Source organism: Streptomyces sp. NPDC002838 (assembly GCF_040295365.1).
Lineage (GTDB): Bacteria > Actinomycetota > Actinomycetes > Streptomycetales > Streptomycetaceae > Streptomyces.
This window is the reverse complement of the sequence record NZ_JBEOVF010000059.1, coordinates 23,711-46,392: the sequence shown is the minus strand read 5'-3', so window position 1 is coordinate 46,392 and position 22,682 is coordinate 23,711. Positions and strand designations below refer to the sequence as shown.

At 68.2% G+C, this 22,682-nt stretch carries 24 protein-coding genes and 1 tRNA gene; 16 read left to right on the top strand and 9 right to left on the bottom strand.

The annotated features are described in order from the left end of the window. Window positions 1–59 precede the first annotated feature (59 nt). From ABT063_RS43725 to ABT063_RS43690, 8 genes are all read left to right on the top strand, one after another. Window positions 60–920: a hypothetical protein gene (locus ABT063_RS43725; protein ID WP_351066534.1), complete on the top strand. Its 861-nt coding sequence runs from the start codon at window positions 60–62 to the stop codon at window positions 918–920. Window positions 921–934: 14 nt separating this feature from the next. Then, window positions 935–1,010, top strand: a tRNA-Gln gene (locus ABT063_RS43720). A 125-nt stretch (window positions 1,011–1,135) separates the two neighbouring features. Further along, window positions 1,136–2,584 (top strand): bifunctional UDP-N-acetylglucosamine diphosphorylase/glucosamine-1-phosphate N-acetyltransferase GlmU, encoded by a 1,449-nt coding sequence (gene glmU / locus ABT063_RS43715; RefSeq protein ID WP_351066533.1) that lies wholly within the window; start codon window positions 1,136–1,138, stop codon window positions 2,582–2,584. 133 nt (window positions 2,585–2,717) lie between these two features. Beyond that, window positions 2,718–3,698: a ribose-phosphate diphosphokinase gene (locus ABT063_RS43710; protein ID WP_351066532.1), complete on the top strand. Its 981-nt coding sequence runs from the start codon at window positions 2,718–2,720 to the stop codon at window positions 3,696–3,698. Between the two features lie 189 nt (window positions 3,699–3,887). Then, window positions 3,888–4,481, top strand: a complete 594-nt coding sequence (locus ABT063_RS43705) for a 50S ribosomal protein L25/general stress protein Ctc (RefSeq protein ID WP_351066531.1) — start codon at window positions 3,888–3,890, stop codon at window positions 4,479–4,481. Between the two features lie 69 nt (window positions 4,482–4,550). After that, window positions 4,551–5,153: an aminoacyl-tRNA hydrolase gene (pth, locus tag ABT063_RS43700; protein ID WP_351066530.1), complete on the top strand. Its 603-nt coding sequence runs from the start codon at window positions 4,551–4,553 to the stop codon at window positions 5,151–5,153. Between the two features lie 52 nt (window positions 5,154–5,205). Continuing rightward, window positions 5,206–5,709: a hypothetical protein gene (locus ABT063_RS43695; RefSeq protein WP_502991006.1), complete on the top strand. Its 504-nt coding sequence runs from the start codon at window positions 5,206–5,208 to the stop codon at window positions 5,707–5,709. A gap of 138 nt (window positions 5,710–5,847) precedes the next feature. Further along, entirely contained in the window at window positions 5,848–6,600 is a 753-nt protein-coding gene (locus ABT063_RS43690) for an LAVTG motif-containing sortase-dependent surface protein (protein ID WP_351066528.1), read from the top strand. A gap of 63 nt (window positions 6,601–6,663) precedes the next feature. Here ABT063_RS43690 and ppc read toward each other — a convergent pair whose 3' ends face one another. Further along, window positions 6,664–9,405, bottom strand: coding sequence for a phosphoenolpyruvate carboxylase (gene ppc / locus ABT063_RS43685; RefSeq protein WP_351066527.1), 2,742 nt, complete (start codon window positions 9,403–9,405; stop codon window positions 6,664–6,666). Between the two features lie 289 nt (window positions 9,406–9,694). Here ppc and ABT063_RS43680 point away from each other — a divergent pair, with 289 nt between their 5' ends. Continuing rightward, the gene (locus ABT063_RS43680) at window positions 9,695–10,705 is read left to right on the top strand and encodes an acyl-CoA desaturase (RefSeq protein WP_351066526.1); all 1,011 of its coding nucleotides are present in this window, start codon (window positions 9,695–9,697) and stop codon (window positions 10,703–10,705) included. Then, window positions 10,702–11,379: a TetR family transcriptional regulator gene (locus ABT063_RS43675; protein WP_351066525.1), complete on the top strand. Its 678-nt coding sequence runs from the start codon at window positions 10,702–10,704 to the stop codon at window positions 11,377–11,379. The genes ABT063_RS43680 and ABT063_RS43675 overlap by 4 nt, the downstream gene beginning before the upstream one ends. Window positions 11,380–11,419: 40 nt before the next feature. Here ABT063_RS43675 and ABT063_RS43670 read toward each other — a convergent pair whose 3' ends face one another. Together ABT063_RS43670 and ABT063_RS43665 are read right to left on the bottom strand one after the other, a co-directional pair. Then, window positions 11,420–11,593, bottom strand: coding sequence for a CsbD family protein (locus ABT063_RS43670; protein WP_351066524.1), 174 nt, complete (start codon window positions 11,591–11,593; stop codon window positions 11,420–11,422). A 188-nt stretch (window positions 11,594–11,781) separates the two neighbouring features. After that, on the bottom strand, window positions 11,782–12,603 hold the full coding sequence (locus ABT063_RS43665) for a trans-aconitate 2-methyltransferase (RefSeq protein WP_351066523.1): 822 nt from the start codon (window positions 12,601–12,603) through the stop codon (window positions 11,782–11,784). Between the two features lie 116 nt (window positions 12,604–12,719). Here ABT063_RS43665 and tamR point away from each other — a divergent pair, with 116 nt between their 5' ends. Further along, complete coding sequence (gene tamR / locus ABT063_RS43660; RefSeq protein WP_351066522.1) at window positions 12,720–13,217, top strand: MarR family transcriptional regulator TamR; 498 nt, start codon at window positions 12,720–12,722, stop codon at window positions 13,215–13,217. Window positions 13,218–13,245: 28 nt separating this feature from the next. On the opposite strand, the gene ABT063_RS43655 is transcribed toward tamR, so the two are convergent. Further along, complete coding sequence (locus tag ABT063_RS43655) at window positions 13,246–14,019, bottom strand: LuxR C-terminal-related transcriptional regulator (RefSeq protein WP_351066521.1); 774 nt, start codon at window positions 14,017–14,019, stop codon at window positions 13,246–13,248. A gap of 272 nt (window positions 14,020–14,291) precedes the next feature. Between ABT063_RS43655 and ABT063_RS43650 the strand changes: the two genes are divergently transcribed. Then, window positions 14,292–14,747, top strand: coding sequence for a GNAT family N-acetyltransferase (locus ABT063_RS43650; RefSeq protein WP_351066520.1), 456 nt, complete (start codon window positions 14,292–14,294; stop codon window positions 14,745–14,747). Here the strand turns inward: ABT063_RS43650 and galK are convergent. The 3 genes from galK to galT are packed head-to-tail and all read right to left on the bottom strand — an operon-like array spanning window position 14,713 to window position 17,977. Beyond that, window positions 14,713–15,903 carry a galactokinase gene (gene galK / locus ABT063_RS43645; protein ID WP_351066519.1) on the bottom strand — a complete coding sequence of 397 codons (1,191 nt, stop codon included), beginning with the start codon at window positions 15,901–15,903 and terminating at the stop codon, window positions 14,713–14,715. The genes ABT063_RS43650 and galK overlap by 35 nt on opposite strands. Before the next feature lie 29 nt (window positions 15,904–15,932). Continuing rightward, a complete protein-coding gene (gene galE / locus ABT063_RS43640; protein WP_351066518.1) occupies window positions 15,933–16,895 on the bottom strand; it encodes a UDP-glucose 4-epimerase GalE in 963 nt (320 codons plus the stop codon). Beyond that, window positions 16,892–17,977 (bottom strand): galactose-1-phosphate uridylyltransferase, encoded by a 1,086-nt coding sequence (gene galT, locus ABT063_RS43635; protein ID WP_351066517.1) that lies wholly within the window; start codon window positions 17,975–17,977, stop codon window positions 16,892–16,894. Before galT ends, galE begins: the two co-directional genes overlap by 4 nt. Window positions 17,978–18,153: 176 nt before the next feature. Here galT and ABT063_RS43630 point away from each other — a divergent pair, with 176 nt between their 5' ends. Together ABT063_RS43630 and ABT063_RS43625 are read left to right on the top strand one after the other, a co-directional pair. After that, window positions 18,154–19,833 (top strand): sodium:solute symporter family protein, encoded by a 1,680-nt coding sequence (locus tag ABT063_RS43630; protein ID WP_351066516.1) that lies wholly within the window; start codon window positions 18,154–18,156, stop codon window positions 19,831–19,833. A 13-nt stretch (window positions 19,834–19,846) separates the two neighbouring features. Continuing rightward, window positions 19,847–20,185, top strand: coding sequence for a hypothetical protein (locus ABT063_RS43625; RefSeq protein WP_351066515.1), 339 nt, complete (start codon window positions 19,847–19,849; stop codon window positions 20,183–20,185). A gap of 74 nt (window positions 20,186–20,259) precedes the next feature. On the opposite strand, the gene ABT063_RS43620 is transcribed toward ABT063_RS43625, so the two are convergent. Further along, entirely contained in the window at window positions 20,260–20,667 is a 408-nt protein-coding gene (locus tag ABT063_RS43620; protein WP_351066514.1) for an ATP-binding protein, read from the bottom strand. Window positions 20,668–20,916: 249 nt separating this feature from the next. On the opposite strand from ABT063_RS43620, the gene ABT063_RS43615 reads away from it, so the two are divergent. Both ABT063_RS43615 and ABT063_RS43610 read left to right on the top strand, forming a co-directional pair. After that, on the top strand, window positions 20,917–21,765 hold the full coding sequence (locus ABT063_RS43615) for a helix-turn-helix domain-containing protein (RefSeq protein ID WP_351066513.1): 849 nt from the start codon (window positions 20,917–20,919) through the stop codon (window positions 21,763–21,765). A 10-nt stretch (window positions 21,766–21,775) separates the two neighbouring features. Further along, on the top strand, window positions 21,776–21,979 hold the full coding sequence (locus tag ABT063_RS43610) for a DUF397 domain-containing protein (RefSeq protein ID WP_351066512.1): 204 nt from the start codon (window positions 21,776–21,778) through the stop codon (window positions 21,977–21,979). Window positions 21,980–22,249: 270 nt separating this feature from the next. Here ABT063_RS43610 and ABT063_RS43605 read toward each other — a convergent pair whose 3' ends face one another. Then, window positions 22,250–22,579 (bottom strand): hypothetical protein, encoded by a 330-nt coding sequence (locus ABT063_RS43605; protein WP_502991005.1) that lies wholly within the window; start codon window positions 22,577–22,579, stop codon window positions 22,250–22,252. Window positions 22,580–22,682 lie beyond the last annotated feature (103 nt).

Genomic DNA, 22,682 nt, shown 5'->3' with positions numbered 1-22,682 from the left:
CTGCTGAATCGCTCACCGTTCGACCCCGGAAGATCGGATTCCGGTCGGACGGTATGCGCATGGCACATTCACATGGCAAGTACGCGGACTTCGAGGGGTTGCGGGAGCGGGCGGTGGCGCTGCGGCGGCAGGGGTACAGCCTTCGGCAGATCCGCGACGAGCTCCAGGTACACAACAAGGAGATCCTTCAGCGCCTCGTCGAGGGTGAACCGCCTCCGGAATGGACGAAGCGACCTCGGGCGAAGGACGACCTGAGGGAGAGGGCCCGGGAGTTGCGGAGGCAGGGCTGGACGTACAACCGGATCCAGGCCGAGCTGGGCTGCTCCAAGAGCTCGGTGTCACTTTGGGTGCGGGATCTGCCGCACCCAGAGCCGAAATGCACCCCGGAAGAGCAGCGCGCACGAATGAACGCGGGACTCGCGCGACTGCGCGCCTCACAGGACCGGGAACGGCAGGCCACCAAGGAGGCAGCCGCAGCAGACATCGGCAAACTGTCGGACCGCGAGCTGTTTCTTCTGGGCGTCGGCCTGTACTGGGCCGAGGGAACGAAGGACAAACCGCACGCTCGCCGCGAGAGCGTGGAGTTCGTCAACAGCGACCCCGGAATGATCTCCGTCTTCCTGGCCTGGCTGGATCTTCTTGAGGTGGGGCGCGACCGCCTGCACTGCCGCCTCATGATCCACGAGACCGCAGACATCGACGCCGCCGAACGCTACTGGACCGACCTCGTCGGCATCGACAGATCGGCGCTAGGCAAGACAACACTCAAAAAGCACAATCCGACAACTGTGCGCAAGAACACGGGGGACGCCTACCGAGGGTGCTTCTGCATCAAGGTGCGGCAAGGAGCCGATCTGTACCGTCGCATCGAGGGCTGGTGGAACGGGATAGTTGATGGCTCAGCCGCACGTCTCCGGTAAGGTCTGAGACGCTGTCCCCCGTGGTGTAACTGGCAGCACACTGGTTTTTGGTACCAGCAGGACAAGGTTCGAATCCTTGCGGGGGAGCCACAGCCCACAAGACCTTGGTTCGGGCCCTGACCCTCACCGTCAGGGCCCACACTCATAACCCTCACGAAACCCCCCGGTATCCTGCGGATGTCACCCCCACCCATCCAAAGCCGAAGGGCAACCCCGTGAGCGCCATTCGCCCGGCAGCCGTCGTCGTTCTCGCAGCGGGTGAGGGCACCCGTATGAAGTCGGCCACACCCAAGGTCCTGCACGAGATCTGTGGCCGTTCCCTCGTGGGCCATGTGCTCGCCGCCGCGCGTGAGTTGCAGCCCGAGAACCTCGTCGTGGTCGTGGGCCACGCCCGTGAGAAGGTCACCGCGCACCTCGCCGAGATCGACGCCGAGGTACGCACGGCGGTGCAGGCGCAGCAGAACGGCACCGGGCACGCCGTACGCATGGCGTTGGAGGAGCTCGGCGGGTCCGTCGACGGGACAGTGGTCGTCGTATGCGGGGATACGCCTCTCCTGACCGGTGAGACCCTTCAGGCCCTCGCCGCCACCCACTCCGCCGACGGCAATGCCGTGACCGTGCTGACGGCCGAGGTGCCGGACGCGACCGGTTACGGCCGTATCGTGCGCGACGGCGTCTCCGGGGCCGTGACCGCGATCGTCGAGCACAAGGATGCCTCCGAGTCGCAGCGGGCCATCCGGGAGATCAATTCGGGGGTGTTCGCGTTCGACGGGCAGTTGCTCGCGGACGCCCTGGGGAAGGTCCGTACGGACAATTCCCAGGGGGAGGAGTACCTGACCGACGTCCTCGGGATTCTGCGTGAGGCCGGTCATCGGGTCGGGGCCTCCGTGGCCGGCGATCACCGGGAGATCGCCGGGATCAACAATCGCGTGCAGCTCTCCGAGGCGCGCCGGATTCTCAATGACCGGCTGCTCACTCAGGCCATGCTGGCCGGCGTGACTGTCATCGACCCGGCGACGACCTGGGTCGATGTGACCGTCACCTTCGAGCAGGACGCCGTCGTGTATCCCGGCACTCAGCTGTACGGCTCCACGCACCTCGGGGAGGCCGCGGAGGTGGGCCCCAACAGTCGCCTCACCGATACCCGCGTGGGCGCGGGCGCGCGCGTGGACAACACCGTCGCCGACGGCGCGGAGGTCGGTGCGCAGGCGGCGGTCGGGCCGTTCGCCTATCTCCGGCCCGGTACCCGCCTGGGTCCGAAGGGCAAGATCGGCACGTATGTGGAGACCAAGAACGCTTCCATCGGTGAAGGGACCAAGGTCCCTCATCTCTCCTATGTCGGTGACGCGACCATCGGTGAGTACACGAACATCGGTGCCGCGAGTGTCTTCGTGAACTACGACGGGCAGGACAAGCACCACACCACCGTGGGCTCGCACTGCCGTACCGGTTCGGACAACATGTTTGTGGCTCCTGTCACGGTCGGGGACGGCGCGTACACCGCGGCGGGCTCGGTGATCACGAAGGATGTGCCGCCCGGTTCGTTGGCTGTGGCCCGTGGTCAGCAGCGGAATATCGAGGGTTGGGTGGCTCGGAAGCGTCCGGGGAGTGCGGCTGCGAAGGCGGCCGAGGCGGCCTCTCGCCAGGGGGAAGGCGAAGACTGACCGGAAACGGGCGCGCCGGACACGGCGTACCGTGATAAGTGCAGACCGCACCCCACCAGCCGTGACGGCCTCTCGCAGCCAGCTGAGACGGTCGTTCGGTAACCAGTTGTGAGACCTCTGAGGAGACAGTGCTGTGACCGGGATCAAGACGACCGGCGAGAAGAAGATGATGTTCTTCTCCGGCCGCGCCCACCCCGAGCTTGCCGAGGAGGTCGCCCACCAGCTGGGTGTCGGGGTCGTCCCGACCAAGGCCTTCGACTTCGCCAACGGCGAGATCTATGTGCGTTACCAGGAGTCGGCACGTGGTGCGGACTGCTTTGTGATCCAGAGCCACACGGCTCCGATCAATCAGTGGATCATGGAGCAGTTGATCATGATCGACGCTCTGAAGCGTGCGTCGGCGCGCTCCATCACGGTCATCGTGCCGTTCTACGGTTACGCGCGGCAGGACAAGAAGCACCGTGGACGTGAACCGATTTCGGCGCGTCTGATCGCGGACATGATGAAGACGGCGGGTGCGGATCGCATTCTGACCGTCGACCTGCACACGGATCAGATCCAGGGCTTCTTCGATGGGCCGGTGGATCATCTGTTCGCTCTTCCGCTGCTCGCGGACTACGTGGGCAAGAAGGTGGACAAGGACAAGCTGACGGTGGTGTCCCCGGACGCCGGCCGTGTGCGGGTCGCGGACCGCTGGTGCGACCGGCTCGGTGCACCTCTCGCCATCGTGCACAAGCGGCGTGACAAGGACGTGGCGAATCAGGTGACCGTCCATGAGGTCGTGGGTGAGGTCAAGGGGCGGGTGTGTGTCCTGGTGGACGACATGATCGACACCGGTGGCACGATCTGCGCGGCTGCGGATGCTCTTTTCGCGCACGGCGCCGAGGACGTCATGGTGACGGCGACGCATGGTGTGCTGTCGGGTCCGGCGGCGGACCGGCTCAAGAACTCCCGGGTGAGCGAGTTCGTGTTCACGAACACGCTGCCGACGCCGGGTGAGTTGAGTGATGCTCTGGACAAGATCACGGTGTTGTCGATCGCGCCGACGATCGCGAGTGCGGTGCGTGAGGTGTTCGAGGACGGTTCGGTGACGAGCCTGTTCGACGAGCAGTAAGGCTCCTCGCAAGATCCTTTTGGGTGCGGCCTTCCTCGCCGAGTAGACTGCTGAAGTTGCTCGGCGAGGGAGGCCGTTCTCCGTCTTTCGGCGGTGGATTCGGCGATCCGTTATCGACGCGCTCTTCGTAGCAGGCCGTTCGTGGCCGGGTGACCACGTCCGTTCCTAGTTTCTACGAGGAGTGATCATATGTCCGAGGTGAAGATCGCCGCCGAGACGCGTAGCGAGTTCGGCAAGGGTGCCGCCCGCCGTATCCGCCGTGACAGCAAGGTCCCGGGTGTTCTGTACGGCCACGGTCTGGACCCGGTGCACCTGACCCTTCCGGGTCACGAGCTTCTTCTCGCCCTGCGTACGCCGAACGTCCTGATCGCTCTGGACATCGACGGCAAGAAGAACGAGCTGGCGATTCCGAAGTCCGTGCAGCGTGACCCGATCAAGGGTTTCCTGGAGCACGTCGACCTGCTGCTCGTGAAGCGTGGCGAGAAGGTCAACGTCGACATCTACGTCCACACCGAGGGTGAGCTGGCGGCGGGTGGCAACCTGCTGGAGCACGTGCTGAACGCGCTGCCGGTCGAGACCGAGGCGACGCACATCCCCGAGTCGGTCACGGTGTCCATCGAGGGTCTGGCGGCCGGCGATTCCATCCTGGCCAAGGACATCCCGCTGCCGAGCGGCACCACGCTGGCTGTCGACGGGGACACGGTCGTCCTGCAGGTCCTGGGCGCGCAGGCGGAGGAGGCCCCGGAGGGCGAGGCCGAGGGCGAAGAGGCCGCCGAGGCCTGATCCTCACCTTCGTCGTTTCGTCAGCCGCTGCTCCCCGTCGGGGCAGCGGCTGGCGCGTATCAAGGAGACATGCACGTGACGACCGATGCCAACGCGCCCTGGCTGATCGTGGGGCTGGGCAATCCGGGGCCGGAGTACGCCGGCAACCGGCACAACGTGGGGTTCATGGTCGCCGATCTGCTCGCGGAGCGGGTCGGGGGCAGGTTCAAGCGGGCCGGTAAGGCGCAGGCGCAGGTCGTGGAGGGGCGGATCGGGCCGCCGGGGCCGGCGAACCGGCGGGTGATTCTGGCGAAGCCGATGTCGTACATGAATCTGTCGGGTGGGCCGGTGAACGCGCTGAAGGACTTCTACAAGGTGCCCGTGGCGAACATCGTGGCCATTCATGACGAGTTGGACATCGATTTCGGCACGCTGCGGCTGAAGCTGGGTGGCGGGGACAACGGTCACAACGGGTTGAAGTCGATGACGAAGGTGATGGGGTCCGACTATCACCGGGTGCGGTTCGGGATCGGGCGTCCTCCGGGTCGTATGCCGGTGGCGGATTTCGTGTTGAGGGACTTCTCGTCGTCGGAGCGCAAGGAGTTGGACTACTTCGTGGACCGGGCGGCGGATGCCGTGGAGTGTCTGGTGATCGAGGGGCTGGAGCGGGCGCAGGGGACGTACAACTCCTGACTTGTCCGCCCATCGGCCCCGCCGAGGTTGACCGACCGCAGGACCATGGCCAATGATCCCGGCCATGCCTGCCACAGCCACCACTTCCCGTCAGGCCTCGGTCGCCGCGTTGCGGTTCGGGCGGATCGCGGCGATGGGTACGGTCGCGGCGCTGATCCTGATCGCCGGTGTGTGGGCCTCCTGGGGGAGCGCTCAGCACGTGATGCTCACCAAGGGGCGGGAGCGCGGCACGGTCGAGGTGACGCGGTGCGGCGAGGACACCTGTTCGGGGCCGTACACGCCGTTGTCGACGGGGTCGACGGCCCGTAAGAGCGTGGTCATCGAGCACACGGCCGCTGTGCGGAAGGGGCAGACGTACACCGTGGTGGTGAAGCCGGGCAGCGATGATGTCGTGCGTTCCGGTCCTGCGGGGGTCCTGTATGCGTGGGTGCCGCTGGGTGGGGCGCTGTTGCTCGCGTCGGTGGTGGTGGCGGGTGGGCTGCGGCGGACGCGGGTGGCGTGGGTGATGGCGGGGTCGGGGATCGCGCTGCTCACGGCGGCGTTCGTAACGATGTGACGGGTTTCGCCGTTCTCAAGTCCAGTGGTGGGGATGAGTGTTGCCTGTTCGTGATTGACCTGGTCACGGCATGTGCTGGATGCTGAGCCGCCCCCTCCACATCTTCCCGTTCGTTTCTCGAAGATGGACTACCGCCTCATGCGAACCCTTCCTCGCGCCGGTGCCTTTGTCGCCGCCGCTGTTCCGCTTGCGTCGCTGCTGCTTGTCGCGGGCGTCGCGGCACCGGCCTTCGCCACCACCGACGACTCGTACACCGTGCGGCTGCGGCAGGATCTTCCGCGCACCTCGACCACCGATGACGGCGGCGCCCCGCAGAAGTCGTCGGACCAGTGCCCCGGTGTTCCCGCGGGGCAGGACGGCTGGCACTTCGTGCTGCCCGGGAACTCCACGGACTTCGTCAAGCTGACGGTGACCTTCGAGCCGGGTGGGCAGCAGGTGGTCACGGACTTCGGGCCGCCGTCCGACAAGCACGCCTACGTGGCCTCATTGCCGGGGGCGGAGCTCACCTCCGCCGTCGCCGAGGTGAGCGGCGGCGATCTGGAGCTGTTCAACCTCTCGCACACCTGTCCCGCGGCGGACGGCACGACGCCGGGGACGGACACGCCCGGCGCCTCGGCGGAGCCGACCGCCGACGCGTCGGAGTCGCCCGACGGCACCGTCACGGAGCCGGACGACACCGCCACGAAGCCTGACGGGGACGAGCCCGCGGGTGCGGTCGAGGGCGAGGCGTCGCCGTCTGCGGGCGTCGCGTCGGCGTCCCCGGCGGCGCAGGGCGGCGAGGGCGATCTCGCCGAGACCGGCAGCGGTGCTCCGGTCGGTCTGCTGGCGGCGGCTGCGGCGGCGCTGCTCGGTGCGGGCGGTTACCTGGTGTTCCGTCGTCGCAAGGCCTGATCCACGGCATGACAGTGCCCCCCGTGCTCGTACGGAGCATGGGGGGCACCCTCATGTGCGGGATCAGCCGGTGTTGCGCAGGCCTGCTGCCACGCCGTTGACGGTGAGGAGCAGGGCCCGGGACAGCAGCGGGTCCGGCTGCTCGCCGGCCGCCGCGGCGTCGCGCTGGCGCTTGAGCAGGGTGACCTGGAGGTAGGAGATCGGGTCCAGGTAGGCGTCGCGGATGGTGAAGGTCTGCTTGAGGACCGGTGCGGCGTCCAGCAGTTCCTGTTCGCCCGTGATGCGCAGTACCTCGCGCACGGTCAGTTCGTGCTCGGCCTTGATGGTGTCGAAGACGTGCTTGAGGTCGTCGGGGACGAGGGTGTCGACGTAGTGGGCGGCGATCCGCAGGTCCGTCTTGGCGAGGGTCATCTCGACGTTGGAGATGAAGTTGCGGAAGAAGTGCCACTGCTCGTGCATCTCGTCGAGGACGGTGTCGAGGCCGGCCTCGCGCAGCGCCTTGAGCCCGGAGCCGACGCCGAACCAGCCGGGCACGATCTGCCGCGACTGGGTCCAGCCGAAGACCCAGGGGATGGCTCGCAGGCCGTCGAGGCCGGCGCCCGAGTCGGGCCTCCTCGAAGGCCTCGATCCCAGGTGGAGGTCGGCGAGCTGGTCCACCGGCGTGGAGGCGAAGAAGTACGCGGGCAGGTCGGGGTCCTCGACCAGCCTGCGGTAGGCGGAGTGTGCGGCTTCGCTGACGACGTCCATCGCCGCGTCCCAGCGGGCCAGTGCCTCCACGGACTGGCGGGGTGCGGTGTGCAGGGCGGAGGCCTGGAGGGTGGCGGCGACGGTCAGTTCCAGGTTCTCCCGGGCGAGGGAGGGCACGAGGTACTTGTCGGAGATGACCTCGCCCTGCTCGGTGACCTTGATCTCGCCCTCCAGGGTGCCCCAGGGCTGGGCGAGGATGGCGTCGTGGGAGGGGCCGCCGCCGCGGCCGACGGTGCCGCCGCGGCCGTGGAAGAGCCGGAGCCGGACGCCGTACCGGTGGGCGACGTCACGCAGGCGGCGCTGGGCGCGGTGGATCTCCCACTGGCTGGTGGTGATGCCGCCGAACTTCGAGGAGTCGGAGTAGCCGAGCATGACCTCCTGGACGTCGCCCCTGAGCGCGACGAGGCGCCGGTAGGACGGGTCGGAGAGCATGTCCTCCAGGATGGTGTCGGCGGCCTTGAGTTCGTCGGTGGTCTCCAGCAGCGGCACGATGCCGATCTTGGCCCAGCCGGCGTGGAGGTCGATGAGGCCGGCCTCGCGGGCGAGGACGGCGGCGGCGAAGACGTCGTCCGCGCCCTGGCACATCGAGATGATGTACGACTCGATGACCTCGGGTCCGAAGACCTCCAGGGCTCGCTTGACGGTCTGGAAGACGCCGAAGGTCTTCTCGCCGGCCGCGTCGACGGGTGCCGGGGTCGGGGCCAGGGGCCTTCTGGACCGCAGTTCCTTGGCGAGCAGCTTGGTCCGGTACTCGCGGGGCATGTCGGCGTACCGCCAGGACTCCTCGCCGAGGCGGTCGAAGAGCTGGCCGAGGGCGTGGTGGTGGGCGTCGGCGTGTTCGCGTACGTCCATGGTGGCGAGCTGGAGGCCGAAGGCGGCGAGGGTGCGGATCGTGCGGTCCATGCGGCCGTCGGCGAAGAGGCCGCCGCGGTGCTCGCGCAGGGAGGTCTGGATGAGGGTGAGGTCGGCGAGCAGCTCGGAGGTGCCGAGGTAGTCGCGGCCTTCCTCGTGGGGGGTGCCCTTGGCGAGGCGCTGCTTGGTGTTCTCCAGCTTCTGCCGGATGCAGGTGGCCTTGAGGCGGTAGGGCTCCTCGGCGTTGAGGCGCTTGTAGCGGGGGCTGATCTCGGGCAGCCGCTCGAGGTCGGTCTGGAGGGATTCGAGGAGTTCCTCGGTGGCTCCGGTGTAGCGGATGGAGTTCGACAGGAAGCCGCGCAGTTCGTCGATCATCTCCAGGGCGTCGTTGATGCCGTGCTCGTGCTGGAGGATGAGGACGTCCCAGGTGACCTGGGGGGTGACGTTCGGGTTGCCGTCGCGGTCGCCGCCGATCCAGGTGCCGAAGGTGAGGGGGCGGGTGTGGTCGGGGAGCTTGACGCCGACTCGCTCCAGTTCGGCGGTGAGGTCCTCCAGCACGTCCCCCACCGCGCCGGCGTGCAGCTCGTCCAGGTAGTAGATGGCGTTGCGGGCCTCGTCGGCGGGCTCGGGGCGTACGACGCGCAGTTCGTCTGTCTGCCAGACGAGGTCGATGTTCTCGGCCAGACGGGTGTCGTAGCGGCGGCGGTCGGCCTCGATGACGGGCAGTTCCAGGAGTGCGGCGATGCGCCGGAGCTTGTTGAGGACGGACCGGCGTGCGGCCTCGGTGGGGTGGGCCGTGAAGACGGGGCGGACGTTGAGGTGGGCGACCGTCTGGCGCAGGTGCTCGGGGTCGGCGTCCTTGAGCCGGTCGGCCGTACGGGCGAGGAGGCCGCCCTCGGCGGCGCGCTTGGCGCGCAGTTCGCGGCCGCGGTGGACCTGTTCGGTGACGTTGGCCAGGTGGAAGTAGGTGGAGAAGGCGCGGACCAGCTTGGCCGCGGTGTCCAGTTCGGTGCCGCGCAGCAGCTCGGCGGCGGCCTCGCCGTCCTCGCGGGTGAGGCGGCGGACCTTTTCGACGAGCTGGAGCAGCTCGGGACCCTCCTGTCGGACGAGGGTCTCGCCGAGGAGGTCACCCAGTCGCCTGATGTCGGCGCGCAGCGCACTGCTGGTCGTCGTGGTGCTCGTAGTCAGGTCGTCGGCACTGCTCACAGGTGCGGCTCCTTGCAGTGTTGAAGCTCGTCTGGGAGGGAACCCGGAGGGCGGTCGGGCGGCTGGCATCGCATACGGGACCGGACGTCCGGGAAGAAATCAGAGCGGACCGCGCTGTCCGACCGACTCCAGGATAGGTGTCCGTGCGGACGCGCAGACTCGCGGGCTCTTGCCGCCGGGCGGCGCACTGCCATACTTACGATGCCGTAGGTTACGGAACCGTAGGAAGTACCGCACGGTTTTCCCGGCCCGGCACCTGCCTCAATCCAAGACCCCACAGGGGACGCGCATGACCACAAGCTCCGACGTGATCGAAGACTCTTCGAAGGCTACCGACGACACCCTCCCTTCCTCCGCCACGCTGGGCGGTGAGCAGAAGCGCTCGATCGAGCAGATCACGCTGCTGCTCTTCATCACCGTCCCCTTCCTCGCTCTGCTGGCGGCGGTGCCGCTGGCGTGGGGCTGGGGTGTGAGCTGGCTGGACCTCGGCCTGCTGGTGTTCTTCTACTTCCTGGGTTGCCACGGCATCACGATCGGCTTCCACCGCTACTTCACCCACGGTTCCTTCAAGGCCAAGCGGCCGCTCAGGATCGCGCTGGCGGTCATGGGGTCGATGGCGGTGGAGGGGCCGCTGGTGCGCTGGGTGGCCGACCACCGCAAGCACCACAAGTTCTCCGACGCGGACGGCGACCCGCATTCGCCGTGGCGTTTCGGCGAGACGATCCCGGCGTTGATGAAGGGCCTGTGGTGGGCGCACATCGGCTGGATGTTCGACGAGGAGCAGACGCCGCAGGACAAGTACGCGCCGGATCTGATCAAGGACAAGGCGATCCGGACGATCTCGCGTCAGTTCGTGCTGTGGACGGTCGTGTCGCTGGCGTTGCCGCCGCTGATCGGCGGCCTGGTGACGATGTCCTGGTGGGGCGCGTTCACGGCGTTCTTCTGGGGGTCGCTCGTCCGGGTGGCTCTGCTCCACCATGTGACGTGGTCGATCAACTCGATCTGTCACGCGGTCGGCAAGCGTCCCTTCAAGTCGCGTGACCGTTCGGGCAACGTGTGGTGGCTGGCGATCCTGTCCTGCGGCGAGTCCTGGCACAACCTGCACCATGCCGACCCGACCTCGGCGCGGCACGGTGTGGAGCGCGGCCAGCTGGACTCCTCGGCTCGGTTCATCCGCTGGTTCGAGTTGCTCGGCTGGGCGTACGACGTGCGCTGGCCGTCACGCTCGCGTATCGATTCCCGCCGGAACACGGGTGAGGACGGCTCTCGGCACAAGAAGGAGGCCGCCGAGGCGGCATGATTGACGCCGTGGCGACCGACTCCAGCAGCACCCCGAGCAATGACAAGCCGCGGCGTGCGCGTCGCACCCGGATGACCGGTGCCGAGCGCCGCCAGCAGCTGCTGGAGATCGGTCGCACCCTGTTCGCGGCGAAAGGTTTCGAGGGCACGTCGGTGGAGGAGATCGCGGCGAAGGCCGGGGTGTCCAAGCCGGTGGTGTACGAGCACTTCGGCGGCAAGGAGGGCCTGTACGCGGTAGTGGTGGACCGGGAGATGCGGCGTCTGCTGGACATGGTGACGAGCTCGCTGACCGCCGGCCACCCGCGCGAGCTGTGCGAGCAGGCGGCCTTCGCCCTCCTGGACTACATCGAGGAGTACACGGACGGCTTCCGCATCCTGGTCCGGGACTCCCCCATCCCGCAGTCGACGGGTTCCTTCGCGTCTCTCATCTCGGACATCGCCACCCAGGTGGAGGACATCCTGGGCCGCGAGTTCAAGAGCCGGGGCTTCGACCCCAAGCTGGCGCCGCTGTACGCGCAGGCGCTGGTCGGCATGGTGGCGCTGACGGGCCAGTGGTGGCTGGATGTACGCCGGCCGAAGAAGGCGGAGGTGGCGGCACACCTGGTGAATCTGGCGTGGCACGGGCTGGACGGGCTGGAGCCGAAGCCACGACTGATAGGGCACCGGAAGAGCTGACGAGTCAGCTCTTCCGGTGCCCTGGGACGTCAGCCTGACGTCAGCCCTTGAACGTGTCCTTCCCCTTCTCCTTCGCCTGACGTGCGTGCCCCTTCGACTTCTCGGCCCGGCCTTCCGCCGTCATCCTCTCGTTGCCGACCGCACGGCCCATGACCTGCTTGGCCTTGCCCTTGAGCTGTTCCTTCTTCGACTTGGCCTTCTGCTCTCGTGCCACCGTCCATCACTCCCAGCGAGCCTTGACCACGGTGTCACTACAGCGAGTGACCCTTACGGTGCCGTTCAAACGCCGGTCAGCGGCTCCATGAACTCCAGCCGGTTGTGCAGTCGCACCGCCCCCGCCTGGCACCAGCAGCCCCCGAGGACGTCCGCGCAGTACGCCCGCAGGCGTTCCTCGGGTGAGCATCACACCTGCTTGCGGGCGACGGCGAAGATGCGGCGGAAGGGGAAGGTCGTGCCGTGCGGGCCGGTGGGATAGGCCTCGCGGAGGGCGGTCCGGTAGGCGGTGAGGAAGTCGTCCCGGGTCTCGGGGGCGTCGGCGAGGGCGGTGAGGACGGGGCGCAGGCCGGTTCCCTTGACCCAGTCGAGCACCGGGTCCTCGCCGTGCAGCAGATGGATGTACGTCGTCTCCCACACGTCCGCCGTGCAGCCGAGGTCGGCCAGCTTCTCCAGGTAGGTCTCGGGGGCGAGGACGGCGTCGTCGTGGCGCAGGGTGTCGGCGAGGCGGTCCTTGAAGCGGGCGGAGTGGGCGAGGTCGCGCATGAGCTGGTGGCTGGGGGCGCCGAAGTTCCCCGGGACCTGGAAGGCGAAGGTGCCGCCGGGCTTCAGGCCCGCCACCCACTGCCCGAACCGCTCGGCGTGCCCGGGGACCCACTGGAGGGTGGCGTTGCTGACGATCAGGTCGTACGGCTCCTCGGGCGCCCAGGTGACGGCGTCGGCGTGGGCGAAGTGGAGGCGGCCGCCGCCCGGGGTGGGCCCGGCGTGGGCTTCCGCCCGGGTGAGCATCTCGGGCGAGTTGTCGTACCCGGTGATGCGGGCGGTGGGCCAGCGTTCGGCGAGCAGGGTGGTGACGTTGCCGGGGCCGCAGCCGAGATCGGCGATGCGGGGTGGCCCGGCGGGCGGTTCTGTGGGCAGGCTGGGGACGCGGGCGAGGAGGTCGGTGAAGGGGCGGGCGCGGTGGCCGGCGTGGCGCAGGTACTGGGCGGGGTCCCAGGTGGGGGCGGGCATCGGGCCTCCTGGTCGTGACCGTTCTCGACGATGCCAGCCTCGCTCGGATTCAATTCGACGTCAAGAGTCTTGACGTCAAGAGACTTCACGTCGACACAACCACTACACTGATCGTCATGGAGGACGAGGTCGATCGGCTGGTCGCAGCGTGGCGCCGGGAGCGCCCGGACCTCGACGTGGAACCGCTCGAGGTGCTCAGCCGGGTGAGCAGACTGGCCCGGCACCTGGACCGCGCACGCCGTCTGGCCTTCGCCGAGCACAGCCTGGAGCCCTGGGAGTTCGACGTGCTGACGGCGCTCAGGCGCGCCGGCACGCCGTATCAGCTCTCGCCGGGGCAACTGCTCACCCAGACCCTGGTCACCTCGGGCACGATGACGAACCGCATCGACCGGTTGGCCAAGAAGGGCCTGGTGGAGCGGCTGCCCGACCCGAGCGACCGGCGCGGCGTGCTGGTCCGGCTCACGCACGAGGGCCGGGACCGCGCGGACCAGGCCCTGGCCGGACTGCTGGACCAGGAGCGCGCGATCCTCGCGGAGCTCTCCCGCGCCCAGCGCAGCGAACTGGCGGGACTGCTGCGGCAGTTGACCGCCCCGTTCGACAACATTCCCGGCTGAGGGACCGGCGTGGTGACGTAGGCACGGATCAGGCGCTGCTGCTTTCCTCCACCCCGATCCGCCCGGCAGGCCTCAGGTCGACGGGCCCCACCCCCGCCCGCCGCGCGAGCGCGACGGCGGCCAGGGTGCTGTGCACGCCCAGCTTGCCGAGGACGTTCTGCATATGGGTGCGGACGGTGTGCGGTGAGAGGAACAGGCGCTCGGCCACGGCCTTGCGCCCCAGCCCGGCCACCATGCACCGCAGCACCTCCCGCTCCCGGGGGGTGAGCGACTCGACGAGCCGCTCGCTCTCGGTGCGGTGCTTGCGGGCGGCGGTCAGCTCACGCAGGACGCCGGTGAGCAGGGCGGGCGGCAGATGGGTCTCGTCGCGCAGCACCCCCCGGATGACGGTGAGCAGCCGGGACAGCGAGCAGTCCTTGGCGACCCACCCGGAGGCGCCGGCCTGCAGGGCGAGCGCGGCCCGCCGGGGATCGTCCTTCTCGGCGAGCACGACGATCCGTACGGCCGGCTGCGCCGAACGCACCCCGGCGACCAGCGAAATCCCGTCGACCAGCCCGTCCTCGTTGCCCTCCTGAACGGGCACGGCGGGCCGTACACCCGGGACGTTGCCGCCCAGGTCGGCGTCGACGAGCAGCACGTCGAAGCGGCGCCCCTCGGCGACCGCCCGCTCCAGACTGCGCATCGCGGCGGGACCGCTGCCGGCGGCGGACACGTCGACATCCGGCTCGGCGGCCAGAGCCGCCGCGAGCGACTCGGCGAAGATGCGATGGTCGTCGACGACCAGAACTCGGATGCGAACCACGAAACCCCCTTCCCCAAGCTCTCGAAGAGCAGGGGATACCCCATCGTCGAAGGACGACACCGGGAGACGACATCGGCGCGAGTACGGCGCCCGAAGCGCGATTGCCGCGCGCACGGCCGCCGCCGTGCAAGGACTGCTACCCCCACTTCGGGCGTCGTACCCGACTGTCTCGCCCCCTGATCAGCACCGGCCCCCACCGGTGCTGTTCATCAGAGTACGGGTGGGGGCTTGGAGCGGAAGGTAATTTGCAGAACTGGCTGTCCGGCACGTTTATGGTGAGCCGCATGTTTCGTCTGGTGACAGAAGTCGACAAGGCCCGGCACGATGTGCTGCGTCTTCGGCTGCGGGAGACCAACACGGCGGCCTCACCGATCCTGCGCGCGCTGCGCGGAACGCCCGGCGAACGGCAACTTCCGTTGCAGGTCTGGGCCTTGGACTCCTCCGACGCCCTGGCCGGCGGCCTGGTCGGTCACACCTGGGCGACCTGGCTGCACGTGACGTACCTGTGGGTCGACGAACGCCACCGCGGATCGGGCGTCGGCTCCCACCTGCTCGCCCGGGCGGAACGGGTGGCCCGCCGCGAACGGGGCTGTACGGCCGCACGCCTGGAGACCTGGGATTTCCAGGCGCCGGCGTTCTATCAGAAGCGGGGGTACGAGGTGGTGTGCGTGATCCCCGACTATCCGCCGGGGATCACGGAGTACACGCTGACGAAGCGGATCGGCTGAGCCTGCGCGCCCCCGCCGAAGGCACCGCCTCGAACACCCGCGGGGCGGTGAAGTCCGCCGCGGCGAAGGCCTCCTGGACGGCCTTGGTGATCGTGTCGACGTCGGCCGCCTCCGCCAGGACGATCGCCGAGCCGCCGAAGCCGCCGCCGGTCATGCGGGCGCCGAGGGCGCCGGAGGCCAGCGCGGTGTCCACCACCAGGTCCAGTTCGGGGCAGGAGATGCGGAAGTCGTCCCGCAGGGAGGCGTGGCCCTCGACCAGGACCGGGCCGATCGCGCGCGTCTCGCCCGACTCCAGCAGCGAGACCACCTGCTCCACCCGGTGGTTCTCCGTGACGATGTGGCGGACCAGGCGGCGCACCTCCTCCTCGTCACCGAGGCGCTCCAGCGCCGCGTCCAGCCCGTCGTACGGCACGTCCCTGAGCGCGTCGACGCCCAGCAGGGCCGCGCCCTTCTCGCAGCCGGCGCGGCGCTTGCCGTACTCGCCGTTGCTGTGGGCGTGCTTGACCTGGGTGTCGACGACCAGCAGGCGCATGCCCTCGGCGGCCAGGTCGAAGGGGATCTGCTTCTGGGACAGGTCGCGGGTGTCGAGGAACAGGGCGTGGCCGGCCTCGCAGCACGCGGACGCCGTCTGGTCCATGATGCCGGTGGGGGCGCCGACGTAGACGTTCTCGGCGCGCTGGCACAGGCGGGCCAGCTGCCAGCCCTTCAGGCCGAGTGCGAAGAGGTCGTTGAGGGCCAGCGCCACGACGACCTCCAGTGCCGCCGACGACGACAGGCCCGCGCCCGCCGGCACGGTCGAGGTGAGGTGGACGTCCGCGCCGGTGACCTGGTGGCCCGCCTCGCGCAGGGCCCAGACCACGCCAGCCGGGTACGCCGTCCAGTCACTGTCGGACTCCGGTGCCAGGTCCTCCAGCCGCAGTTCCACGACACCGGCCTCGATGTCCGCCGAGTGCAGGCGCAGGACGCCGTCCTCGCGCCGGGACACGGCCGCGACGGTGATGTGCGGCAGCGCGAACGGCATGACGAAGCCGTCGTTGTAGTCGGTGTGTTCGCCGATCAGGTTGACCCGGCCGGGCGCCGCCCACACCCCTTCCGGATCGGTCCCGTACAGCTCCTTGAACCGCTCGGCGACCGCCCCTGCCACAGCCTCGCTCATGCCCTGACCCCTGACTCTTTCCGTACGTTCTACTTGCCGCGCCGCTGCGCGAAGTCCCACGCGTCCGCGACGATCCCCGCGAGGTCCGCGCGGGACGGGTTCCAGCCCAGCTTCTCGCGGGCGGTGTCGGCGGACGCCACCAGCACCGCCGGGTCGCCGCCCCGGCGGGGGGCCACGATCTCGGGAATCGGGTGGCCGGTGACCTGCCGGACCGTCTCGATGACCTCGCGGACGGAGAAGCCGTTGCCGTTGCCGAGGTTGCAGATCAGGTGCTCGCCCGGCTGAGCGGCTTTCAGCGCCAGCAGGTGGGCATCGGCCAGGTCGGCGACGTGGATGTAGTCGCGGACACAGGTGCCGTCCGGCGTCGGGTAGTCGTCGCCGAAGACGGAGATGGCGTCCCGCTTGTCCTGCGCGACCTGCAACACCAGCGGGATGAGGTGCGACTCCGGGTCGTGCCGCTCGCCGTAGGCGCCATAGGCGCCCGCCACGTTGAAGTAGCGCAGGGACACGGCGCCGAGGCCGTGGGCCGCCGCCTCGCCGGTGATCATGTGGTCGACGGCGAGCTTCGAGGCGCCGTACGGGTTGGTGGGCTTCGTCGGCGCCGTCTCGACGATCGGCACCTGCTCCGGCTCGCCGTACGTCGCCGCCGTGGAGGAGAAGACCAGCCGGCGCACGCCCGCCTCGCGCATGGCGGCGAGCAGCGCCATCGTGCCGCCGACGTTGTTGTCCCAGTACTTCTCTGGCTTGACGACCGACTCGCCGACCTGGGAGAAGGCGGCGAAGTGCAGGACGGCGTCGAAGGAGGAGTCCAGCCACTTGGCGGCGTCCCGGATGTCACCCTCGACGAAGGTGGCACCGGCCGGGACGCCCTCGCGGAAGCCGGTCGTCAGGTTGTCGAGTACGACGACCTCGTGGCCCGCCTCCAGCAGATGCTGGGCGACCACGCTGCCGACATAGCCCGCGCCACCGGTGACCAGGTACTTACCGCTCATGAACTCGCTACCTCTCGCAGTCGCTCGGCCGCGCGCTCCGGCGGCACGTCGTTGATGAACACGTTCATACCGGATTCGGAACCCGCGAGGAACTTCAGCTTGCCGGAGGTACGGCGGATGGTGAAAAGCTCGAGGTGGAGCGCGAAGTCGTCACGGCTGACGCCCTCGAACTCCTCCAGTTGCCCGAACGGCGCCTGGTGCCAGGCGGCGATGTAAGGCGTCGGAGGCTCCCCCGCCCCTTCTTTTCCTCCGTCTTGCCCATCGAAGATCCGGTCGAAGCGCCTCAAGAGTTCCAGATACACCTTGGGGAACTCTGTGCGCGCGTCCTCGTCGAGCCCGAGCAGATCCGGCACGCGACGCTTCGGGTACAGGTGGACCTCGTACGGCCAGTGCGCGGCGTACGGCACGAAGGCGAGCCAGTGTTCGCCCTCCAGGACGACCCGCTCGTCGGCGAGTTCCTGCTCCAGGACGGCGTCGAAGAGATTCTCACCTCCGGTCGCCTCCTTGTGAGCGGCGACAGAACGCAGCATCAGCGCGGTGCGCGGGGTGGTGAACGGGTAGGCGTAGATCTGCCCGTGCGGGTGGCCCAGCGTCACACCGATCTCGGCGCCGCGGTTCTCGAAGCAGAACACCTGCTCCACGGAGGGGAGATGCGACAGCTCCGACGTCCGGTCGGTCCACGCGTCCAGGACCAGCCCTGCCTGCTCCTCCGTCAGATCACCGAAGGACGCGTTGTGGTCGGAGGTGAAGCAGACGACCTCGCAGCGGCCGGAGTCGCCGGCGAGGGAGGGGAAACGGTTCTCGAAGACCACGACGTCGTACGACGAGTCCGGGATCTCACTCAGCCGCTCGCCCTGCGAGGGGCACAGGGGGCACTCGTCGGCCGGCGGATGGTAGGTGCGCCCCTGCCGGTGCGAGGCGATGGCGACGGAGTCGCCGAGCAGGGGATCGCGGCGGACCTCGGACGTCGTCACGGTCCGCTCCAGCGGGCGGCGGTCGACCGCGTCCCGCACGGCGTCGTCCCGCAGGTCGTAGTAGATGAGCTCGCGACCGTCGGCCAGCCGGGTCGAGGTCTTCTTCACTGCGGACTCCTATTCGAGCCACTCAATCATCAAACAGAACCAAACACATTAGAACACAAGGCACCTCAACTGTCGACATCACAATCCAACAAAGACCATCACCCGGAGTGTTCAATGACTGAACGCTGAGGCGTAGGTTCCGCTACGGATCAGTTCGCGCAACGAAGTGAGTCCTTATGCAAACCCCCACGAATCTGGCAGCCGAGCTACGACTCCCCACGAACTGGCTCGACTACACGATCCTCGGCATCTACTTCGTCGTCGTCCTGGGCATCGGCTTCGCCGCCCGCAGATCGGTGAAGACCAGCCTCGACTTCTTCCTCTCCGGCCGCTCCCTGCCGGCCTGGGTCACCGGCCTCGCGTTCATCGCCGCCAACCTGGGCGCCACCGAGATCCTCGGCATGGCCGCCAACAGTGCGCAGTACGGCGTCTACACCACCCACTGGTACTGGATCGGCGCCATCCCGGCGATGGTCTTCCTGGGCCTGGTGATGATGCCGTTCTACTACGGCAGCAAGGTCCGCTCGGTCCCGGAGTTCCTGCTCCTGCGCTTCGACAAGGCAGCACACCTGCTCAGCTCGATCCTGTTCGCCTTCGCCGCCATCCTCATCGCGGGCGTCAACCTCTACGCCCTGGCGATCGTGGTCGAGGCGCTGCTGGGCTGGCCGGAGTGGGTGGCCATCGTGGTCGCCGGCTTCTTCGTCCTCGCCTACATCACGCTCGGCGGCCTGTCCTCCGCGATCTACAACGAGGTCCTCCAGTTCTTCGTGATCCTGGCGGCCCTCATCCCCATCACCGTCCTCGGCCTGAAGAAGGTCGGCGGCTGGGACGGCCTGTCCGGCAGCCTGACCGAGAGCCGCGGCGAGAACTTCATGACCTCGTGGGGCGGCACCGGCATCGGTGAGGCCAACCCGCTCGGCGCGAACTGGCTCACCATCGTCCTCGGCCTCGGCTTCGTCCTCTCCTTCGGCTACTGGACGACCAACTTCGCCGAGGTGCAGCGCGCCCTCTCCGCGAAGAACCTCTCCGCCGCCCAGCGCACGCCGCTGATCGCCGCGTTCCCGAAGATCTTCATCGTCTTCCTGGTGATGATCCCGGGCCTGGTCGCCGCCGCGGTGATTCCGCGGTTCGGCACGCCCGACTCGGGCTACCAGTACAACGACGCGATCCCGTACCTCATGCAGGACCTGCTCCCCAACGGCGTCCTCGGTATCGCGGTCACGGGTCTCCTGGCGGCCTTCATGGCGGGCATGGCGGCCAACGTGTCCTCCTTCAACACCGTCTTCACCTCCGACGTCTGGGCGAAGTACGTGGTGCGGGGCCGGGAGGACGGCTACTACGTCCGCTTCGGCCGCATCATCACGGCGATCGGCGTGCTCGCGTCCATCGGGACGGCGTTCCTGGCCTCGTCGTTCTCGAACATCATGGCGTACCTCCAGACACTGTTCTCCTTCTTCAACGTGCCGATGTTCGTCGTCTTCATCATCGGCATGTTCTGGAAGCGGGCGTCCGTGAAGTCCGGCTTCTGGGGTCTGCTCTCCGGCACCACCGCCGCGATGGTGAACTACTTCTGGATCTACAAGCAGGGCATCATCGACATCCCCTCCGACCAGGGCGCCAACTTCGTCTCCGCGATCGCGGGCTTCGTGGCGGGCGCGGTGGTCATGATCGCCGTAACCCTCTTCACGGCCCCCAAGCCGACGGAGGACCTGCAGGGCCTGGTGTACGGCACCACGTCCCCCGGCATGGAGGAGCCGCCCGCACCCGGCGACGACGCCTGGTACCGCAAGCCGGCTCTGCTGGGCTGGGGCGCGGTGATCCTGGCGGCCGCCTGCTACATCCCGTTCTCGTTCTGACGCTGGAGACACCATGTCTGAGTTTTCCGGCTCCTCCGAGCCCTCCGAATACTCCGAGAAGGACGTCCACAGGGAGGTCTCCGAACTACAGACCAAGTCCGCGACCGCCGCACGCCTCTTCGACATCCGGCGCATCATCGGCGGCCTGTTCGTCCTGTACGGCGTCATCGTCACGATCGCGGGCTTCACGGCGTCGGACGCGGACATCGACAAGGCGGAGGGCGTCAACATCAATTTGTGGACCGGGTTGGGGATGCTGCTGCTGGGGGTGTTTTTCCTGGCGTGGCTGAAGCTGCGGCCTGTGGCTCCGCCGCCGCCGGATGTTGTGGCGGACGAGAAGCCGCCCGAGTAGCAGGGACCTTACGGGGCCGGAGTCCGCGTCGGCGGCTTCGACCCCGTACGGCTGTCCGGCCATCGGGCGTCGGGCTAGGCAGCGGTGAGGTCGCACCAGACGTACTTGCCCCGACTGCCGTCTCTGGCCAGCGGCTGCCAGCCCCACAGGTCGGCGCAGGCGCGGACGAGGGCGAGGCCGCGGCCGCCCTCGAGGTCGGTGATATCGGCCAACGGCCGCGGAGGCTCGGGGGGTTCGGGATCCGCGTCCCAGGCTCCGATCCGTAGGACGCCGGCCGACCAGCGCACACGCAGGGCGGCAGGGCCCTTGGTGTGGAGTACGGCATTGGAGACCAGCTCGGTTGCGAGGAGCTCGGCGAGGTCGACGACGCCGATCAGTCCGTGCATGGTCAGGATGAGGCGGAGGGTGCGGCGACTGACGGTGACGGCTCGGGGGTCGTAGGGGATGGAGAGGGAGTACTCCCAGGGGTCGTTTTCGGGCATGCGACAACTCCGGTGGCTTGAAGGGTGGTTGAGGGAAGGGCTGCGGGACGGGCGGTGGCAGTGCCGCAGCCGTCATGGCAGGACGGAGCGGTGCGCTTCCGGGGGTCCCGGATTCCGCAGCGTGTGCGTCGCGTCACCGACGGTAGGGTAGGAATTCCTACCCTTGCAACCACGTCGCGTAATCTGACACCCGAACGGGGAGCAGAACGTCCCCTCCTCTTCAGGGGTGTTGAAGGAGAAGTACAACGGATGACGATGCGGAACCAGCCCACGGCACGGCAGGTACGCCTTGGCTCCGAGCTGCGCAAACTGCGTGAGGCTTCGGGCAAGTCCGCCAAAGAGGTGGCAGGTCTCCTCGGGTCCAGCTCGACGCACATGAGCCAGATCGAAGCGGGCAGCTCAGCGATCAGCGAGGAGCGGCTGCGAAGGCTGGCAGCTCACTGCGCGTGCGCGGAAGAGGAGTTGATCGAGGCGCTGGTGGCGATGGCGACGGACCGTACGCGTGGCTGGTGGGAGGAGTTCCGGGGCATCCTTCCACCGGTGTTCCTGGACGTCGCCGAGCTGGAGCACCACGCGACCTTCCTGCACGAGGTCGTCATCACGCACGTTCCGGGCCTGTTCCAGACCCCCGACTACGCGCGCGCTGTCTTCAGCTACATGGTGCCGGAGCTTCCACCCAGCGAACTGGACCCCCGAATCGAGCACCGGCTGCGGCGCAGGGCCGCCATCGACGGCGACGCCGCGGCCGAGTACGAGACGGTCATCCACGAGTTCGCGCTGCGTATCCTCGTGGCCGACCGGGAAGTGGCACGCGCCCAACTGCTCGAGATCCTGCGGCAGATCGAGCGGGGGCACACCGTACGAGTCATTCCCATCGACGCGGAGGGATTCGCCGGAGCCAGCAGCGCCATGATGTACGTGGGCGGCCCCGTGCCCCGGCTGGACACCGTGCTCCGCGACTCCCCCCATGGCACCGCGTTCCTCGATGCGGAGTCCCAACTGGACAGGTTTCGAAAGCTCTTCCGTAAGGTGAAGAAGGCAGCTCTCGACCCCGTTCCGTCACGGGACTTCATCCACCGCATCGCCAAGGAACTGTGAGGCACAAGGCATGACCCAGTCCCTCCACTGGCAGAAGTCGTCCTTCTCCGAGGGGGGCGACGGCAACACCTGCGTCGAACTGGCGGCGTCCTCCGACACCATCCACCTCCGCGAAAGCGACATCCCCACCACCCACCTCACCACCACCCCCGCCACCCTCGTCCATTTGCTGGCAGGCATACGCACCGGAGCCCTCACAACGCCGTCGGCGTGACGCCGGCACCGCACGCCCACAAAGCCGGCCTCGGATGCGTCGGCAGGCACGGGTCTTCCACACTGCAGGAACTGGCCGGTGGTTGGTGTGCCTGGTGGTGAGGGAAGGACGATTGGCAGCTGCGTTCCACCATAGGAAGTAAATGCGCAGGTCGGCGAATGGCGAGGTGGAACAGATCTGCCGATCACTGGGGTGCCCACGGTATTGGAGGGTCTGGGGCGATCGCCGCCCAATCCGTGCAGGAGGGACGGCCTCCCGCTCGATTGGCGGTCAGGCGTCACCCAAACGTTGAGCGAGCGTGGCTCGGAATTCGGGGACGTTCAGGCCGCACTCGCGCAGCAGCGTGACGCTGTCCTTGTCGTTGTCCAGGATCAGGGCCAGCAGGTGGTTCGATGTGAAGTACTTCTTGGTGTAGCTCTGGGAGAGCTGGAGGATGTGTTCCATCGAGCTGGACCACGGGAGCGTTCGCTTGTTGGTCGGCTTGCCGGCCGGTTGACCGGCCGACAGTGCCGCGTACAGGACCGAGTACTCGACTCCCGCGGCCTTCAGCAAGCTGCTCGCATCGCTCTCATGGTGAGCGACGCAGAGGAGCACGTGCACGGGGAAGACTTCCTTGCGGTGCAAGGAACGGGCTTCGGCAGGGGACCGTGCGAGGTCTCGAACCGCATCCTCTGACATCAATTCGGGCATGTGATCAGTACTC

What these genes read in the sequence shown, in the direction of transcription:
- ABT063_RS43725 (WP_351066534.1), top strand. Translation starts at nt 60, where the DNA reads ATGGCACATTCACATGGCAAGTACGCGGACTTCGAGGGGTTGCGGGAG.
- ABT063_RS43705 (WP_351066531.1), top strand. Translation starts at nt 3,888, where the DNA reads ATGTCCGAGGTGAAGATCGCCGCCGAGACGCGTAGCGAGTTCGGCAAG.
- pth (WP_351066530.1), top strand. Translation starts at nt 4,551, where the DNA reads ATGCACGTGACGACCGATGCCAACGCGCCCTGGCTGATCGTGGGGCTG.
- ABT063_RS43695 (WP_502991006.1), top strand. Translation starts at nt 5,206, where the DNA reads ATGATCCCGGCCATGCCTGCCACAGCCACCACTTCCCGTCAGGCCTCG.
- ABT063_RS43690 (WP_351066528.1), top strand. Translation starts at nt 5,848, where the DNA reads ATGCGAACCCTTCCTCGCGCCGGTGCCTTTGTCGCCGCCGCTGTTCCG.
- ABT063_RS43680 (WP_351066526.1), top strand. Translation starts at nt 9,695, where the DNA reads ATGACCACAAGCTCCGACGTGATCGAAGACTCTTCGAAGGCTACCGAC.
- ABT063_RS43675 (WP_351066525.1), top strand. Translation starts at nt 10,702, where the DNA reads ATGATTGACGCCGTGGCGACCGACTCCAGCAGCACCCCGAGCAATGAC.
- ABT063_RS43665 (WP_351066523.1), bottom strand. Translation starts at nt 12,603, where the DNA reads ATGCCCGCCCCCACCTGGGACCCCGCCCAGTACCTGCGCCACGCCGGC.
- tamR (WP_351066522.1), top strand. Translation starts at nt 12,720, where the DNA reads ATGGAGGACGAGGTCGATCGGCTGGTCGCAGCGTGGCGCCGGGAGCGC.
- ABT063_RS43650 (WP_351066520.1), top strand. Translation starts at nt 14,292, where the DNA reads ATGGTGAGCCGCATGTTTCGTCTGGTGACAGAAGTCGACAAGGCCCGG.
- galK (WP_351066519.1), bottom strand. Translation starts at nt 15,903, where the DNA reads ATGAGCGAGGCTGTGGCAGGGGCGGTCGCCGAGCGGTTCAAGGAGCTG.
- galE (WP_351066518.1), bottom strand. Translation starts at nt 16,895, where the DNA reads ATGAGCGGTAAGTACCTGGTCACCGGTGGCGCGGGCTATGTCGGCAGC.
- ABT063_RS43630 (WP_351066516.1), top strand. Translation starts at nt 18,154, where the DNA reads ATGCAAACCCCCACGAATCTGGCAGCCGAGCTACGACTCCCCACGAAC.
- ABT063_RS43625 (WP_351066515.1), top strand. Translation starts at nt 19,847, where the DNA reads ATGTCTGAGTTTTCCGGCTCCTCCGAGCCCTCCGAATACTCCGAGAAG.
- ABT063_RS43620 (WP_351066514.1), bottom strand. Translation starts at nt 20,667, where the DNA reads ATGCCCGAAAACGACCCCTGGGAGTACTCCCTCTCCATCCCCTACGAC.
- ABT063_RS43615 (WP_351066513.1), top strand. Translation starts at nt 20,917, where the DNA reads ATGACGATGCGGAACCAGCCCACGGCACGGCAGGTACGCCTTGGCTCC.
- ABT063_RS43610 (WP_351066512.1), top strand. Translation starts at nt 21,776, where the DNA reads ATGACCCAGTCCCTCCACTGGCAGAAGTCGTCCTTCTCCGAGGGGGGC.